This window comes from Neobacillus muris (genome assembly GCF_943193175.1).
Classification (GTDB): domain Bacteria; phylum Bacillota; class Bacilli; order Bacillales; family Cytobacillaceae; genus Neobacillus; species Neobacillus muris.
The window spans coordinates 1-16,729 of sequence record NZ_CALPDF010000013.1 but is presented as its reverse complement, the minus strand read 5'-3'; the positions used below and the strand labels follow the sequence as shown (position 1 = coordinate 16,729).

Here is a 16,729-nt window from a genome sequence, read left to right as displayed (position 1 = left end):
AACGAAAATTCGTCAATGTTTCGCCATGCAGCAAGCTTTTATTATAGTAAACTAGTAGCAGCAAGATAGAATTTCTTCTATAGTCATTTACTTATTCTTGTGAAAAACATCACAAATCCAAGCCTCTTGTGGACTTATGACATAAAAATATGCTGTCTTTCAGCAAATACGAGTTGGAGTGAGAAGGATGAAATATGATTTAGTGCTGCTGCATGCACCAAGTGTTTACGACTTTCGGAAAAATTCCCTGCTTGCCGGCCCAATCAGCGATGTGGTCCCATCATCGCCCGTTTTTGAAATGTATCCGATAGGGCTTACGAGCATTGCGGATTATTTAGAACAATACGGCCTGCGGGTCAAGATTATCAATATAGCAAACAGAATGTTAATGAGCGAATCCTTTGATGTGGAGAAAAAACTAAGAAATATAAAAACACGTGCGTTCGGAATTGACCTGCACTGGCTGCCGCATGCCCATGGCAGCATTGAATTGGCGAAGCTGGTAAAGGAGCTCCACCCAACAACGCCAATAATCTTCGGCGGGCTATCCTCGACCTACTACCACAAGGAATTGATTGAATATTCGTTCATCGATTTCGTAATGCGCGGTGACTCCACCGAAAAGCTGATGCTGCTATTGATGAATAAATTGGAGACCGGAAATACCCATTATGCGGATATCCCGAATCTGACCTGGAAAAAAGGCAAGGAAATCGGCTATAACCCCATTACGTATGTCCCTTCCGACTTGGATGATGTGGACGTTCCTGGCTACCGTTATACGGTGCGCTCCGTGTTCAAATACCGGAATTTCCTTGATCCGCTGCCATACAACGGCTGGCTGCAATACCCGAACACCGCCTTGCTGACAGCCCGCGGCTGCACACAAAACTGCCTGATCTGCGGCGGTTCCCGAGATGCCTACGACCAGAACTGCAACCGGAACCAGCTGGCGTTACGGTCCCCGAAAAAGCTGATTGAGGATATCCAATTTATTTCCCGATTCAGCCGGGCGCCGATCTTTATCCTGCATGATCTGCGCCAAGGCGGACGCGAGTATGTGAGGGAATTTTTCAGCGGATTAAAAGAACTGAATTTGAAAAATGAAATTGTGTTTGAATTATTCCAATATGCCGATGAGGAATTCTTTAAAATGATGGAGGACAGCTGTCCAAAATACAGCATTGAAATTACTTTGGAAACCTATGAAGAGGGCCTCCGCCGATTCAATGGGAAATTTAACTGCACCAACCAAAAGGTTATCGAAACCTTAAATTTCGCGTTAAAGCACAGCTGTAAAAAAATCGACCTGTTCTTCATGGTCGGAGTGCCTGGCCAGACGTATCAAAGCGCCGTTGCCAACATTGATTTTTGCGAGCAAATCCATCTTGCCTGCAACAAGGATCCGAGAATTTTCTACTTTGTTGCCCCGCTGGCGCCGTTCCTGGATCCGGCCAGCCCGGCATTTGAGCATCCGGAAATCTATGGCTATAAAAAATTCTGCCACACGCTGGAGGATCACCGCCAGGCAATATGCCAGCCATCCTGGAAGCATATGTTAAGCTTCGAAACAAAGGAAATGACCCGGGATGACATCGTCAATTCGACCTATGAAGCCGCCCAGAAGCTGAACGACTTTAAATTAAGGTATCACTTGATTGACAAGGCCGGACATCTTGAAATCAAAGAGAAGATTGAAAAATCACAGGCATATATTGAAAAAATCGACTATATTTTGGCGCTTCCTGTGGAACAGCAAAAGCCGGAACTGGATAAGCTCCAAGAGGAAATTGAACAATTAAACAAGTACAGCATTTGCGGCAAGAACGAGTTGAAGTGGGAGGTACAAAAGAATTATGCCAACTTCTTCTCCCTTGCATTGGTGGGTCTTGAACAACTGTATGAGGAATATAAAATCAAGTTCAAACATATGCTCCAGCCGCAGCACCGATATCAATTCAAGCTCGATGCTGAACGGAGAAAGGCAGATATGTAAAAATAGCGGGAATTGGATCTTCCAAATCCCGCTTCTTTTTTTTAGTGCCCGCCAAGATAGGCATTTCGAATTTGGTCGCTTTCCCCTAGTTCTTCAGCTGTGCCCGAGGCGACTATTTTTCCTGTTTCGATGACATAAGCACGGTCAGCAATCGATAGTGCCATATTGGCATTTTGTTCTACGAGCAGGATGGTTGTTCCGGTTTGGTTGATTTCCTCAATGATCCGGAAGATGGTCTTGACCAGCAGCGGTGCCAGCCCCATCGATGGTTCATCAAGCAAAAGCAGCCTAGGGCGGGCCATTAACGCACGCCCCATTGCCAGCATCTGCTGTTCTCCCCCTGACAGCGTGCCGGACTGCTGCTTAAGGCGTTCATGCAGGCGTGGAAATAATTGATAGACCTTCTGGAAATCCTCTTGGATGCCACTTTTATCCTTGCGCAGGTAAGCACCCAATTCCAGATTCTCCTCCACCGACATATTTGCAAACACGCGGCGTCCTTCCGGGACCTGCGAAATTCCCCGTTTCACAATCGTCTGCGGAACCTTGCCTGCCAAATGCTCGCCTTCAAACAGAATCTCGCCGCTTTTTGGTTTTAATAAACCGGAAATCGTTTTTAACAGCGTACTTTTTCCCGCCCCATTGGCCCCAATTAGTGTCACAATCTCACCAGCCTGAATATCCAGCGAGACTCCCTTTAAGGCATGAATATTGCCGTAATAAACGTTGATATCCTTAATTTTCAGCATGTTAAGAGACCTCCTCGCCGAGATACGCTTCGATGACTTTTGGATTGTTTCTGATTTGTTCCGGCGTGCCGTCGGCAATCAATTGGCCATGGTCCAGCACATAAATCCTCTCGCAAACACCCATTACTAGATTCATATCATGCTCAATCAACAAAATCGTTAATGAAAATTTCTCCCGGATTAACGCGATAAGATTCATCAGTTCCTCTGTCTCCTGAGGATTCATCCCAGCCGCCGGTTCATCGAGCAGGAGCAGCCGCGGATTTGCAGCCAAAGCCCGGGCAATTTCCAGCCGGCGCTGCTGCCCGTACGGCAGATTTTTTGCCTGCTCCTCCATCACGCCATCCAGCTTAAAAATTTTCAAAAATTCGATCGCCTTTTCTTCCATTTCCTTCTCTCCCGAGAAGTGGGAAGGAAGCCTCAGGATTGAGCTGGCGATCGAATGTTTGGCAAGCGAGTGGTAAGCCACCTTTACATTATCCAATACCGTCAAGTCACTGAATAGCCTTATGTTTTGAAACGTCCGGCTGATGCCCTTTTTCGTAATTTTATACGGGGCCAGACCGTTTAACCTTTTGCCATCCAGCAAAATGCTGCCCTCGGTTGGAACATAAACCCCTGTCAGCAGGTTGAAAAAGGTAGTTTTTCCAGCACCGTTAGGACCAATTAATCCGGCCAATTCTCCTTCTTTCAATTCCATATTAACATCCGATACAGCCCTTAAACCGCCAAAGCGGATGCCGGCATGATCGACTTTAAGCAACGGTGTGTTTGTCATTTTGCATGCCTCCTTTAGCAGACCGGCCAGCCTTAAAGAATGCGGTAATTTCTTTGGTGCCCATTAACCCCTGCGGACGGAACAGCATCATCACAATCAGCACCAGGCTGTAGATGACCATCCGCACTTCCGGATAGCTGGACAGGAAGGTGGAAATAATCGTCAGTAAAATCGCCGCGATGACGGATCCGGACATACTGCCAAGTCCGCCAAGCACCACAAAGATCAAAATATCAAACGATTTTAAAAAGCCAAAGTTGACAGGCTGAATAATATAAAAGTTATGGGCATGCAGGGCTCCGGCCACGCCGGCAAAAAAGGCGCCAATCGCAAACGCCATGACCTTATAAAAGGTCGTATTGATTCCCATCGCATCTGCCGCAATTTCGTTTTCCCTTATCGCCAGACATGCCCGGCCATGGGTGGAATTCGTAAAGTTCACAATAACAATGATGGTGATCAAGACACAGGTAATCAGAATTGGCCAGGTGATCAGATGGGAAACCGTCATCCCGCTGGCACCGCCGACATAGTCAATATTTAAAAAGGCAATCCGGACAATCTCGCCAAACCCGAGCGTAGCAATTGCCAAATAATCGCCGCGCAGCCTTAATGTCGGAATCCCGATAATCAATCCGGCAACCGCTGCAGCCAGCCCTGCGGCTATTATGGCAACCGGGAACGGCAGCGCCAATTTCATCGTGACAATCGCCGAGGCATAGGCACCAACAGCAAGGAAGCCAGCATGTCCAATCGAAAACTGCCCGGTAATCCCGATAATTAAATGCAGGCTGGCAGCCAAGATAATATTAATGCCAATCGAATATAAGGTATTGACATAAAACGGGTTTAGCGTACCCCCATTAATGAGAAATTGGATGACGACGGACAAAATAATCACTAACACGATGGTGCCCCAAAAACTCTTTACATTTTTTGTACTTTTCGCCATATCTCTCGCCCCCTACACCTTTTCCCTGACATTTTTGCCAAAAAGGCCGGCAGGGCGGAAAATTAATATTAAAATAAGGACAACAAAGGCAACGGCATCGCGCCATAGTGAACCGCCGACTGCACTTACGAGAGCCTCGATAACACCGAGCAGCAATCCCCCGACCATCGCGCCAGGAATCATGCCGATTCCGCCTAATACTGCCGCGACAAATGCCTTCAATCCCGGGATAATCCCCATTAATGGGTCAATTTTTGTATAATACATGCCAAAAATGACGCCGGCAGCCCCGGCAAGAGCAGAGCCGATCGCAAATGTAGCAGATATCGTGTTGTTGACATTAATCCCCATTAATCTGGCTGCATCCATGTCATGGGAAACCGCCCTCATGGCTTTGCCAATCTTGGTTTTATGGACAATGAATTGAAGGACAATCATTAAGATGATCGATACGGCTAGTATCAGAATCGACTGGCCGCTGATTTTCACACCAAAAAGCTCGATGCTTTTTAACGGAACTGCATCATTCGGGTACGCCTCCGGCTGTGCACCGCGAAGATAAATCGTTCCATACTCAATGAACAGCGATACGCCTATGGCGGTGATCAATGCCGCAATCCTTGTCGCATTCCTTAGCGGCTTGTAAGCAATCCGTTCAATTAACACCCCAAAGATGGCGCAAGCTGCCATGGAGATTAACAATGCCGGGAAAAATCCCAAATCTAATATCGTAATCGAATAAAAGCCAATAAATGCGCCGACCATGAAGACGTCCCCATGGGCGAAGTTAATCAGTTTCACAATTCCGTATACCATCGTATAGCCAAGGGCAATCAACGCGTAGATACTCCCCAAGGAAATACCGTTAACCAGCTGCTGTATAAATTGTTCCATGTCCAAAACACTCCTTAGAAAGGACTTTAAAAGCGAATAGGGAGACCCCGCTCTCCCTATTCATTGCTATTCTATTCAGGGTCTACCTTTGATTTGAATTGCTGCTCGCCATCATTATATTCAAGGATGACCGCAGACTTAATCGGATCATGGTTCTTATCAAGCTTCATGACACCCGTAACCAGCTCAAGTCCATCTGTTTCGGCAAGCGCCTTTTGAATTTTCTTAGGGTCGCTGCTGCCGGCACGCTTAATCGCATCGGCAATGAAATAAGCAGAATCATATCCTAAAGCATTGAAGGCATCTGGAGATTTGTCCTTGTACTTGGCTTTAAATGCCTTGACAAATTCTTGTACCTTAGCATCGTCATCGCCAGAGGAATAGTGATTTGTGATAAATGTATTGTTTAATGCCTCTTTTCCAGCAAGGTCAACTAATGTAGGAGAATCCCATCCGTCAGCTCCCATTAATGGAACCGTAAGGCCTAATTCACGGGCTTGTTTGACAATCAGGCCGACTTCCTCATAATAGCCAGGAATAAACACGAAATCAGGATTTTTTCCTTTTATATTCGTTAACTGGGAATGAAAGTCAGTATCTTTTGCCACATATGCCTCTTGCGTTACAATTTTTCCGCCTTCTGCCTCAAATTTCTCTTTAAAGGAATCGGCCAAACCTTTTGAGTAGTCACTTGAACTGTCAATAAAGATCGCTGCCGTTTTTACCTTCAGATCCTGCGCTGCGAACTGGGCTGCAACCGTCCCTTGGAACGGGTCAATGAAACAGGTACGGAAAACGAAATCATTCAGTTTGCCGTCTTTCACGGTTACATCAGAAGCCGTGCCAGTAGGTGTTAATAAAGGTGTGCTGTTGCTTTGGGCAATTTCAATTTGGGCCTTCGTATTTCCGCTCGTCGCTGAGCCGATGATCGCCGCAACCTTATCCTGGCTGATCAGCTTGGTTGCACCGGCAATTGCTTCTGGTGCTTCTGACTTATTGTCATAAGTGACAAGCTTGATCTTTTTCCCGTCAATTCCCTCTTTGTTAATTTCCTCGAGTGCCAAATCAATGCCTTCTTTAATAGATTGGCCGTAGGATGCCACACCGCCCGACAGTTCCAGGTTCGCGCCAATCTTGATCTCTCCGCCTTCGTCACTTCCGCCGCCGCTTGAACTGGATGAACTGCAGCCGGCAATAACACCTGCCGCTGCCATTAGCGACATGAATATTCCAGCAAGTTTTCTTTTTCTCATTTCTTTACCCCCGTTTTATAAAATTTCCCAAGTTATCTTTACTTATCTAAAAAGAGATAATATTCTGAAAACATTGTACATAATAATAGGTCGTTCGTCTAGTCAAAAGATTTGTTTTTTTAAAATAATTTAGAAAATAATAAATATTAATATTTCTATAGTCTTTATAGTGTTAACTCAATAAAGGACCAAAGACTGGAAAACAGCTAGGTTCCTAAAAGTTTTGTCCCAAAATGATTTCGGTTTTTCCAACATAAAAAAAGACCTCTCAAGCGAGAGATCCTATTCCCTAATTTATTATGCTAATTCTTGTTTTTTCGTTTCTTTTCCCAAAAATAAGACAGTAAAGGCGCCAACTAAGACGGCTATACAAAAGATCGTAAAAATCATCGATACCGATACATTCCGCGCAACAAAGCTGCCGACCAACAGCGGTCCCAGCACGCCTCCCAGCCTTCCGACCGCCGCCGCCATTCCTGTTCCAGTTGCCCGGATCGAGGTCGGGTATTGCTCCGGCGTGTAGGCGTAAAGGCCGCCCCAGGCTCCAAGGTTAAAAAAGGATAGCAGGATGCCGGATGCCATTAACAGGCCGAGCGAGTCAGCGGTGCCGAAGAAATAGGCACTCACGGCAGTCCCGATGAGATAGGCGCCCAATACAAATTTCCGTCCGATTTTTTCAATAAACCAAGCAGCGGTAAAATAGCCTGGCAGCTGTGCCAGTGTCATGATCAGCACGTATTGAAAGCTCTGAATTAAGCTGAAGCCCTTCATCACCATGACACTCGGGAGCCACAAAAACATGCCATAGTAGGAGAACACCACACAAAACCAGACAATCCACAGTACTGCCGTCTGCCGGCCATGACCCTTGGACCATAAATCCTTTAAGCTTTGGGCAACCGTTGGCTTTGGCTTTGCTTGCATCTCGGTGTATTTTGGCGAATCCGGAAGCCCAATCCGCAAATACAATCCATACAGGGCAGGGAGGGCGCTTATAATGAGGGCCGTCTGCCAGCCATACTTTGGAATGATAAAATAGGAAATGACGGCAGCCGCCAGCCAGCCGCCAGCCCAAAAGCTTTCCAAGAGAACGACTGTCCTGCCGCGCTTTTCAGCCGGAACACTCTCCGAAACCAGCGTAGAGGCGACCGGAAGTTCTCCGCCCAATCCCATGCCAATGAGAAATCTTAGTATAATAAAGACGGTAAACGTGGTGGCAAAGGCCGATGCACCGCTCGCTAATGAAAACAGCAATAACGTAATGATAAAGACCTGTTTACGTCCGACTTTATCGGCCATAATCCCAAAAATAAATGCCCCGGCAGCCATCCCGATGGAGTTGATGCTGCCAATCCAGCCCATTTGTCCCGGGGTCAGCTGCCACTCAGTCTGCAAGGCGGCCAGGATAAATGACAGCATTCCGACGTCCATCGCATCAAACATCCAGCCCATGCCGGCGATCCCCAATAATTTTCGGCTGGAAGCGGACTCCTTCTTCAATCCCCAGATTTGTCCCCCGGCAGCCTGTTTTGTGCCATTCATTTTAATCCCTCCAAGTTCAGCATGCTATTTACATTATTCCCCAAAAATCATTTTACACTAGGAAAAAGCGATCTACGGACTAGTTTAACAGGTGTCTTTACAGTTGTCATCAAAAAAATAATGCCTAACCAATAAATTGGGCCGGCAAATTTATCAGGAAAAATTTAAATATATCAGCAAAAAATGATCTATATCAGCAAAATTTGAGATTTATCAGGAAAATAATCAATATATCAGGAAATCTACCAATAAAAAAATGGCCACTGCTCTCTGTCAGTGGCCAACCGTTTTAGCTAGCTGTTTCCGCATTTTTGAACTGGCTGGAAAACATCTGATAATATCTTCCTTGTTTCGCCATTAGCTGCTCATGACTGCCCGCCTCGATCACTTCACCTTGATCAATGACCATTATGATGTCGGCATCACGAATCGTGTTCAGCCGGTGAGCAATGATAAAGCTGGTGCGATTCTCCATAAGGGCAAGCATCGCCTTCTGAATATGGAGCTCGGTCCTCGTATCAATACTGCTTGTCGCCTCATCCAAAATCAATAGGGAGGGCTTTGCCAGCATGACCCGCGTAATTGCCAGCAGCTGGCGCTCCCCTTGGCTTAAATTCCCGCCATTTTCCGATAAAAGCGTTTCATATTGGCGCGGGAGCCGCCTGATGAAGCCATCCGCCCCCGCCATCCGGGCCGCCGTAACGATTTCTTCATCCGTTGCATCCGGCTTCCCGTACTTAATATTTTCTTTAATCGTCCCAGTGAACAAATACGTATCCTGAAGGACGAACCCAAAACAGCGCCGCAGGCTGTCCCTTGTATAATCGCGAATGTCGCGGCCATCAAGCCGGATACTGCCGGCTGTCACATCATAAAACCTTGTCAGGAGATTTACCACCGTCGTTTTCCCGGCGCCGGTCGGGCCGACCAAGGCGATACTCGTACCCGCTTCGACCTCAAAGCTGACGTTTTTTAAAATCGGCACATCCGGACGATAGCCAAAACTGACATGATCAAAGGCCACATGGCCGCGGGGACTCTCAAGCCGAACGGCGTGAGGCGGATCATCCGGCTCCTCCTGCTCATCGATAACCTCAAAAGTACGCTCAGCCCCGGCCACACCGGACTGGAGGATATTAAAAATATTCGCAAGATCATTGAGCGGGCGGACAAACTGCCTGGAGTAGGTGATAAAGCTGGCGATTGCCCCAACAGTAATCAGGTCATTGACTGCAAGCACACCGCCCACGATCGCCACCACCGCAAAGCCAAGATTTCCGATGACATTCATGATAGGCATCAAAAATCCCGACCAAATTTGCGCCTTAAGGCCGACCTCACGCAGCTTCGTGTTGACCTCATCAAACTCCTCAATCACCTTCTCCTCATGGTTAAAGGCCTTTACCACTTCAATTCCGGAAATCGTTTCTTCAATCTGGCCATTCAATTTTCCCAGCTGAACCTGCTGATTTTTAAATAGCACACTGGTCCGCTTGGCAATGCTCCTAGTGAGCAAATAGACAAGCGGCACCGTAATTAAACTTGCCAATGTTAAAATAGGGCTTAACACGAGCATCATCACGAGCGACCCGGCAATGCCAATCAGCCCGGACATTAACTGGGTGGTTGACTGCGAAATCGTGCTGCTGACATTATCCACATCATTTGAGAGCCTGCTCATCAATTCGCCGTGCGGCCGTTTATCGAAAAAGGCCACCGGCAGCCGCTGCAGCTTTTTAAACAGGGAATCTCTTAATTCCCGGACAATCCGCTGGGCAACGCCAGCCATCAGCCAGCCTTGCAAGAAATTGAGGACCGCACTTGCCGCATAGGCGCTGATCAGCACGATAATCATGACTTCCAGAAAGCTGAAATTGACTCCCCCTTTTGTTACACTCATCGCGTCGATCGCTTTGCCAATTAAATAGGGGTTAAGCAGAACCAGAACTGCATCGATGATGATAAACATAAAGATGATCGTCAGCATCTTTTTTTCTTTTCCAAAATAATCCCACAACCGCTTAAGCGTGCCTTTAAAATTCTTTGGTTTGACAACCGGCCCGCGCTGGTGTGGACCGCCAGGCCGAAGCGGCGGCGGTCCCGGAGGGTTGTTCTTCTGTGGTGTCCCGTTTGCCATCTACACCACCTCCTTGCCCATTTGTGACCGATAAATTTCCTGATAAACCGTACATTCCTTTAAGAGCTGGTCATGGGTCCCGATACCGGCAATTTCTCCGTGATCCAGCACCACAATTTTATCCGCATCCATCATCGAGGTGATCCGCTGGGCAATCAAAATGCAGGTAATTCCGCTGGCATAGGTTTTTAAGCCTGCCTTCATTTTGGCCTCAGTGGCGACATCAACGGCACTCGTGCTGTCGTCCAAGATCAGGATCTCCGGTTTTTTGACTAAAGCCCTGGCAATCGCCAGCCGCTGCTTCTGCCCGCCCGAAAAATTAACACCGCCCTGCCCAATTTTGGTTTCATAACCTTCCGGGGAAGCCGCAATAAACTCCTCAGCACAGGCAACCTGTGCGGCTGCCTCAATTTCTGGCAGGTCCGCATCCTCTTTGCCCCAGCGGATATTTTCCGCCACGGTTCCAGTAAACAAAATATTTTTTTGCGGAACAAAAGCGATCCTCTCACGCAGTGCCTTTGGATTCACATCCTTGACATCCACTCCGTCCACTTTGATCGAGCCGCTCACCACGTCATAAAAGCGGGGAATCAGCTTGACCAATGTACTTTTTCCGGAACCTGTGGAGCCGATGATCCCGACGGTTTCCCCGGGAAGGATAGCCAGATTGATATTTTTCAATACTGGTTCTTCACCATTCAGATCATAGGAAAAGCTGACATTTTCAAAATCAATTCTTCCGGTCTCAGCAGGGGAGGAGATGGTTTCCTTTGTCCAGGAGAAATCATCCTCTTCGGCAAATACTTCTCCGATTCTTGCCGAAGATGCCCTGGCACGGACAAACATATTAAATACCATGGAAATCATCATCAAGGAAAATAAAATTTGCGTCATGTAGTTGATAAATGCAATGGTTTGGCCAACCTGGACTGTTCCTGATTCGACCCCGATCCCGCTTAGCCAAAGCACCGCCACAATCCCCAAATTCACGGTCAGCATAATTGCCGGGCTGAATACCGCCATTACCCGGCTGGCAGCAATCGATTGATCCTTGAACTGTTCATTTGCCCTAGAAAATTTCTCCACTTCAACGCCGAACCGGTTAAATGCCTTAACTACCCTGACTCCGGATAAATATTCCCGCATCACCAGGTTGACCCGGTCCAAGGCATTCTGGACCTTGGAGAATAAAGGAAAGCCAAATTTCATATTGAGGACAATTAAAATGGCAACAATTGGCACGACGGCCGCAAGGACAACCGCGAGGTGCATGTTCAGCCTTGAAGCCATGATCAGCCCGCCAATGGCCAGCAGCGGCGACTTGACGAAGATCCGCATCAGCCCGTTAACAAACACCTGTACCTGCGTGACATCATTGGTGAGCCTTGTAACAAGCGAGGCCCGTTCAAATTTATCGAGATTTTTAAAAGATAAGGTTTGGACTTTTTTAAACAAATCACTTCTCAGCTCTGTGCCAAAGCCTTGTGACGTGATGCTGGCCATAATGCTTCGGGTCGAGGCGGCAACAGCACCTATCGCAGTAATGCCAAGCATCAAACCGCCCATTTTTAACACGTAATGCAAATCCTTATTGGCGACGCCATTATCGACAATATGGGCGATCACCGTTGGCTGCAGCAGATCGCAGACCGCCTCAATCGTAAGGAATAAAACCGCGGTACTAAACGACTTCCAATATTTCTTTATGTATTTTTTAAAAAACCCCATGGTCCCACCTCGGTGCTTGAATCTGAATAACTGTATTATAGGTTTGATTCCTTCCAATAAACAACTAATAAAGCTTTCATTTTTATCCAGAAAAGAAAACCCGGCGTCTGACAGACCCTTATAAGCCGCAAAAAGACCGGGGCAGCCAACCCGGTCCTTCCTTTATGCACTCAAGTCTCTTTTTCGATAACACAGATACGTAACAGCTGTGAGGACAGCTATGAGCACCATCGATATCAGTACGAACACCCCATCTAATCCGCCGCCATCCATGATGTTTTTGGCCTCAAAATATTTAAATGGAGTGAGATATTTAAGATTTTCCATTTTTTCGTTCAAATCGATGGCAATCGACAGCACGTAGGTCAGCAGCAGGATACCCGCTGCCTGCGAAGCAGCATTCTTGGGCCTTCGTTTCCAAGCTGCAAGGGCGGTGCCGATAACCATAAACAGGACTTGCAAAATGAACATGGCCGCCATGTTGACGGCGATATTGCCAGTGACATCCTCTCCATCAGAGTATTGGTTCAACAACATAACGGATGATGCAAAGGTGACCAGGTTGAAAATGACAATATTCACGAAGGCCGCCAGAAGTTTTGCCGTAATGATGGTATGGCGCGATACGGGCTTAACGAACAAAAACTCCGATGTTTTGTCCCGCTCTTCCTTCGCGATGATGGCCGCTCCGAGCATGGCGGCGTGGATGGTGGCCATGAGGAGCAAATAGATGACTAGCATGCCAAAATAGCCGCTCGCCTTCGTGACATCCAAATCATTAAAACCCAGTACAGCTCTCAGCGATTTAGGCAGCTCTTTGATCATATCTTCCAGCGATTGGCCAGAGGACTTATAGGTTTCATATTTCATCATCCCCGATGCGACCATCAAAAAGACGCCAATGCACCAAAAAATCAGTGATTTCCGGTGTGACTTCAATTCTTTTAAAAATATATTCATGATTTACGCCCCCTTTACACCGCGTGGATATCCTTTTTGGAATAGACAAAATAACTCGCGGCAATGGCCAGAATGACAATCATCGCCCCTGCCAGTAAAAACGGCGCTTCTAAGCCCGCATGCTTCATGATATAGGCTGTATCAAAATATTTAAATGGCGAGATATAACGTTTGGCTTCCTCCTCTGTCGTATCAAAGAACATCCCCACAAAGTAAAAGGCAAAGACAATCGGAAGCGACACAGCCAGGACTGATTTTAGTTTCCGGGCAATGACCGAAACCATGATGCCAATCGCCATGAAGATCAACTGCACCAACAGCACAGTCAGTGACAGCAAAAAGAAGATTTTCAGGCTGAAGTCATCCGTTTTTACGGCGTTTGCCATAAGAACTGCCGCTGCAAAGAAAAGGACGAATGTGATGACAAGCGAAAAAAAGGCTGCCAATACCTTTGCCGTTAAAATAGCGGTCCTTGTGACCGGTTTTGTCAGGAGGAAATCGGCTGTTTTTTCCCGGATCTCCTTGCTGACAATCCCCGTCCCGAGATTCATCGCCTGAATTGCGCCGCAAAGAGTAATGATTGAAAGCGGATAACTATAAAAACCAAGGATCGAAAAAAAATCATCAAGATTAATCCCGAATGCTCTTCTGACCGGCTCCGGATAATTGGACATGACGTTGATAAATTCCTCCGCATCCTTTGAGAAGGCTGTGTACATCGACATAAACAAAATGGTCAACAGGATCAAGGAGATGGACCAAATGATGGTTGATTTCCGATTCGCCCTCATTTCATGCATGAATATATTCATAGTTTCCTAGGCCTCCTTTTCATAGTAATGCATGAAAATCTCCTCAAGATCAGGCTCTTCAATCCAAAGGTTGGCAATGTCAATTGCAGCAATCTTTTGCATCACGGCATTGATGTTGCCCCTGAACAGGAAACTGGTGATAGGGCCGTCAACAGTTAGATTGTTGATGCCGTCAAGATTGAAATAATTGGCGTCAAGCGGCTCTTTTGTTTCCACCTTGAATTTCTTATAGTTGTTTTCCTTTAAGGTGCTGATTTTTTCAACGGTAACTATTTTGCCTTCCTTGATAATGGCTACTCGGTTGCATAATCGCTGCACTTCACTGAGGATATGCGAAGAAAATAAGATCGTCGCGCCCTTTTTATTTTCTTCTTCCAGCAGTTCAAAAAACTTTTGCTGCATCAGCGGGTCGAGGCCGCTGGTCGGTTCGTCGAGAATGATCAGCTTAGGCGAATGCAGCAGCCCTTGGACAATCCCAACCTTCTTTTTGTTTCCAAGCGATAGGTCATCGATTTTTTTATTGAGATCAAGGTCCATGATTTCGGCCAGCTCTTTGATTCTCTTGCTGCAGTCTTTTTTATAAAAACTGGCGGAATAGTTTAATAGGTCCTTTACCTTCATATTGTCATAGTAAAAAACTTCAGAAGGCAGGTAGCCGATTTCCTTCTTGATTTCCGGGGCATATTGGATGCAGTCCTTACCGAAAATCGCGGCACTGCCGCTGGTCGGATAGATTAATGACAGCAGGGTGCGGATGGTGGTGGACTTGCCGGCGCCGTTTGGCCCGATAAACCCGAAAATCTCGCCCTCTTCGACGTTAAAGCTGATGTCGGTGATCCCTCTTGATTTGCCGTAATTCTTTGTCAGGTTTTTGATCTCAATTACATTCATTTTTGCAAGCCCCCTTATTGGTAAAAAACTTGTTTTAACACTTCGATATATTCTTTCGTTTCTTCTACCACTTGTGGATAATTGATTTCTCGCTCTGGCGTCAGCTTTGCTTCCCGGAGTGCTTCGTCACTTAATCGTTCAAATGTCCAGGTGATGATCTTCAAGATTTTTTCAGGTTCAACATCTTCCCTGAATTTGGTCATGTCGATTCCTTCATAAATTCGGCCAAAATTTATCGAGGTTATTTCTTTTTTTCGTGTTTCCAGCTCCTCTTTTATTTCTGCTGATTCATCGAGAAACATATGCTCGAAAAATTTGAAGAGGTCAGGATGAATGGCCAGGAGGTCCATTTTTGTTAAGATGGCCTTCCATATCCGGGCAAAAAAATCGGTCTCTTGAAAATCCATTTTTTTATAAAATTCCTCGGTGATTAATTCGATGCAATAATCAAACAGGAAAAAAAACAGCTTCTTTTTGTTGCCGAAATAATGGAACAGCAGCCCTTTGGAGATTTCGGCTTCTTTGACGATTTCATTGGTGGACGCCCGATCATATCCTTTCCGGGCAAATTCCTTGATGGCTGCGTTAATAATTCGGTCTTGTTTCTCCTTCTCCAGGCTAAAAAATTTGGAAAACAATTGATCGATTCCCTCCTTTTTTTAGAGATTGACCAGATGAGTCAATGAAATTTTACCTCCGTTGACTACCGTGGTCAATAGTTGTTTTTTACAAAATTATGAAATTGCCCATACACGCATAGTATCGCGCAAATGGGTGTGCTACGATGCATGGTGTAAGGCATTTTTATGGAGGTGGTTGCTATTTGTACGGTAAAAGAAAGAGATTTTTCTTTGAAGCTTCAAGGATTGTTAGCCGGACAGGCCCGGCTGTCCGAGGGGCATCCGCTGCTTCCGATTTTGGCTGCCAAGCAGTCGGCGGTGGAGGCCGGGATTGGCGGGGAGGAGAGGGTGGCTGAGGTTCTGAGGAGGAGCCCTATTCCATTTGAACATCATGTCTTTCACGATTTATCTCCTTCCTCTGACGAGGGCTTTCAGATGGACACCTATGTGCAGACTCCTTGGTATGGATTTATTTTAGAAGTTAAAAATATTGCGGGCATGCTGGAATTTAGGGATAACCCTCCACAGTTAATCCGAACAAGGGAGGACGGCCAGCGAGACGGGTTTGAAAGTCCAGTCGCCCAATTAGACCGAAATTGTGAATTGCTGAGAGATTGGCTTGCCCATCATAATATTCGGCTCCCTATCTTCGGTGCTGTCGTTTTGGCCTATCCCAAACAAATTGTTACGGCTGCCCCGGCTAAAACGAAGATTTTGTTCCCCAACTCCATTCCCTTCATGATGAAAAGTATTCCCCAGCAAACCAAGAAGCTGGATCTTGAAACATTTACCTGGCTTTCCGATGAACTGCTTCATAGCCATCGTCCCTATATCCCCAGACCAATTTCTGAATCCTATGGAGTATCCGGCCGTGCTTTCCGGCCTGGAGTGCGTTGCTTTCATTGCGGCAGAATTGGGATGATTAAGCTTCCCAGGACTTGGCATTGCCCTTTTTGCTTGGTTAATGACCGTCTTGCTCATGAAAAAAATTTGCTTGATTGGTTTTTGCTGATGAAGAGAGATATTACAAATCGTGAATGCCGGGAGTTTTTGGGGATAGAGGATATCCAGGTAGCAAAACGTGTGTTGCAAAGCATGAATTGGCAGACTGAAGGCAAGTTTAGATATTTGAAGTATCTAATGGATGTTAGTAGTTTTAATAAAAAATAGATTTTATGTGACTTGGCGTGGTCTATCTTTTCGACAGTTGGACTAGGCTATCCGACAGTGGCATTCCTTTTCGACAGTTAGCTCAGCTTTTCCGACAGTGGCGGCTTCTCTCCCGACAGTTAGCTCGGCTTTTCCGACAGTGGAGGCTTCTCTCCCGACAGTTGCGCTCACCTATCCGACAGTGGCATTCCTTTTCGACAGTTAGCTCGGCTTTTCCGACAGTGGCGGCTTCTCTCCCGACAGTTGC

At 46.4% G+C, this 16,729-nt stretch carries 14 protein-coding genes; 2 read left to right on the top strand and 12 right to left on the bottom strand.

The genetic code is table 11. The annotated features are described in order from the left end of the window. Positions 1-187: 187 nt before the first annotated feature. Positions 188-1,996 (top strand): TIGR04190 family B12-binding domain/radical SAM domain protein, encoded by a 1,809-nt coding sequence (locus NFS43_RS10950; RefSeq protein WP_251551707.1) that lies wholly within the window; start codon positions 188-190, stop codon positions 1,994-1,996. A gap of 41 nt (positions 1,997-2,037) precedes the next feature. On the opposite strand, the gene NFS43_RS10945 is transcribed toward NFS43_RS10950, so the two are convergent. From NFS43_RS10945 to NFS43_RS10890, 12 genes are all read right to left on the bottom strand, one after another. Continuing rightward, entirely contained in the window at positions 2,038-2,745 is a 708-nt protein-coding gene (locus NFS43_RS10945; RefSeq protein WP_251551706.1) for an ABC transporter ATP-binding protein, read from the bottom strand. Between the two features lies 1 nt (position 2,746). Further along, on the bottom strand, positions 2,747-3,523 hold the full coding sequence (locus tag NFS43_RS10940; protein WP_251551705.1) for an ABC transporter ATP-binding protein: 777 nt from the start codon (positions 3,521-3,523) through the stop codon (positions 2,747-2,749). After that, positions 3,501-4,475 (bottom strand): branched-chain amino acid ABC transporter permease, encoded by a 975-nt coding sequence (locus tag NFS43_RS10935; protein WP_251551704.1) that lies wholly within the window; start codon positions 4,473-4,475, stop codon positions 3,501-3,503. The genes NFS43_RS10940 and NFS43_RS10935 overlap by 23 nt, the downstream gene beginning before the upstream one ends. 12 nt (positions 4,476-4,487) lie before the next feature. After that, positions 4,488-5,369: a branched-chain amino acid ABC transporter permease gene (locus NFS43_RS10930; RefSeq protein ID WP_251551703.1), complete on the bottom strand. Its 882-nt coding sequence runs from the start codon at positions 5,367-5,369 to the stop codon at positions 4,488-4,490. A 71-nt stretch (positions 5,370-5,440) separates the two neighbouring features. Continuing rightward, entirely contained in the window at positions 5,441-6,622 is a 1,182-nt protein-coding gene (locus NFS43_RS10925) for an ABC transporter substrate-binding protein (RefSeq protein WP_251551702.1), read from the bottom strand. Between the two features lie 297 nt (positions 6,623-6,919). Continuing rightward, positions 6,920-8,164 (bottom strand): MFS transporter, encoded by a 1,245-nt coding sequence (locus tag NFS43_RS10920; RefSeq protein WP_420910322.1) that lies wholly within the window; start codon positions 8,162-8,164, stop codon positions 6,920-6,922. A 289-nt stretch (positions 8,165-8,453) separates the two neighbouring features. Further along, entirely contained in the window at positions 8,454-10,301 is a 1,848-nt protein-coding gene (locus tag NFS43_RS10915; protein WP_251551701.1) for an ABC transporter ATP-binding protein, read from the bottom strand. After that, the gene (locus tag NFS43_RS10910) at positions 10,302-12,029 is read right to left on the bottom strand and encodes an ABC transporter ATP-binding protein (RefSeq protein ID WP_251551700.1); all 1,728 of its coding nucleotides are present in this window, start codon (positions 12,027-12,029) and stop codon (positions 10,302-10,304) included. It abuts the gene before it with no gap. 162 nt (positions 12,030-12,191) lie between these two features. Beyond that, entirely contained in the window at positions 12,192-12,989 is a 798-nt protein-coding gene (locus NFS43_RS10905; RefSeq protein WP_251551699.1) for an ABC transporter permease subunit, read from the bottom strand. Between the two features lie 14 nt (positions 12,990-13,003). Next, complete coding sequence (locus NFS43_RS10900) at positions 13,004-13,801, bottom strand: ABC transporter permease subunit (RefSeq protein WP_251551698.1); 798 nt, start codon at positions 13,799-13,801, stop codon at positions 13,004-13,006. A 6-nt stretch (positions 13,802-13,807) separates the two neighbouring features. Then, complete coding sequence (locus tag NFS43_RS10895; RefSeq protein WP_251551697.1) at positions 13,808-14,692, bottom strand: ABC transporter ATP-binding protein; 885 nt, start codon at positions 14,690-14,692, stop codon at positions 13,808-13,810. A gap of 14 nt (positions 14,693-14,706) precedes the next feature. After that, positions 14,707-15,330 (bottom strand): TetR/AcrR family transcriptional regulator, encoded by a 624-nt coding sequence (locus tag NFS43_RS10890; RefSeq protein WP_251551696.1) that lies wholly within the window; start codon positions 15,328-15,330, stop codon positions 14,707-14,709. A 168-nt stretch (positions 15,331-15,498) separates the two neighbouring features. On the opposite strand from NFS43_RS10890, the gene NFS43_RS10885 reads away from it, so the two are divergent. Beyond that, positions 15,499-16,482 (top strand): nuclease-related domain-containing protein, encoded by a 984-nt coding sequence (locus NFS43_RS10885; protein ID WP_251551695.1) that lies wholly within the window; start codon positions 15,499-15,501, stop codon positions 16,480-16,482. The last annotated feature ends 247 nt before the right edge of the window (positions 16,483-16,729 follow it).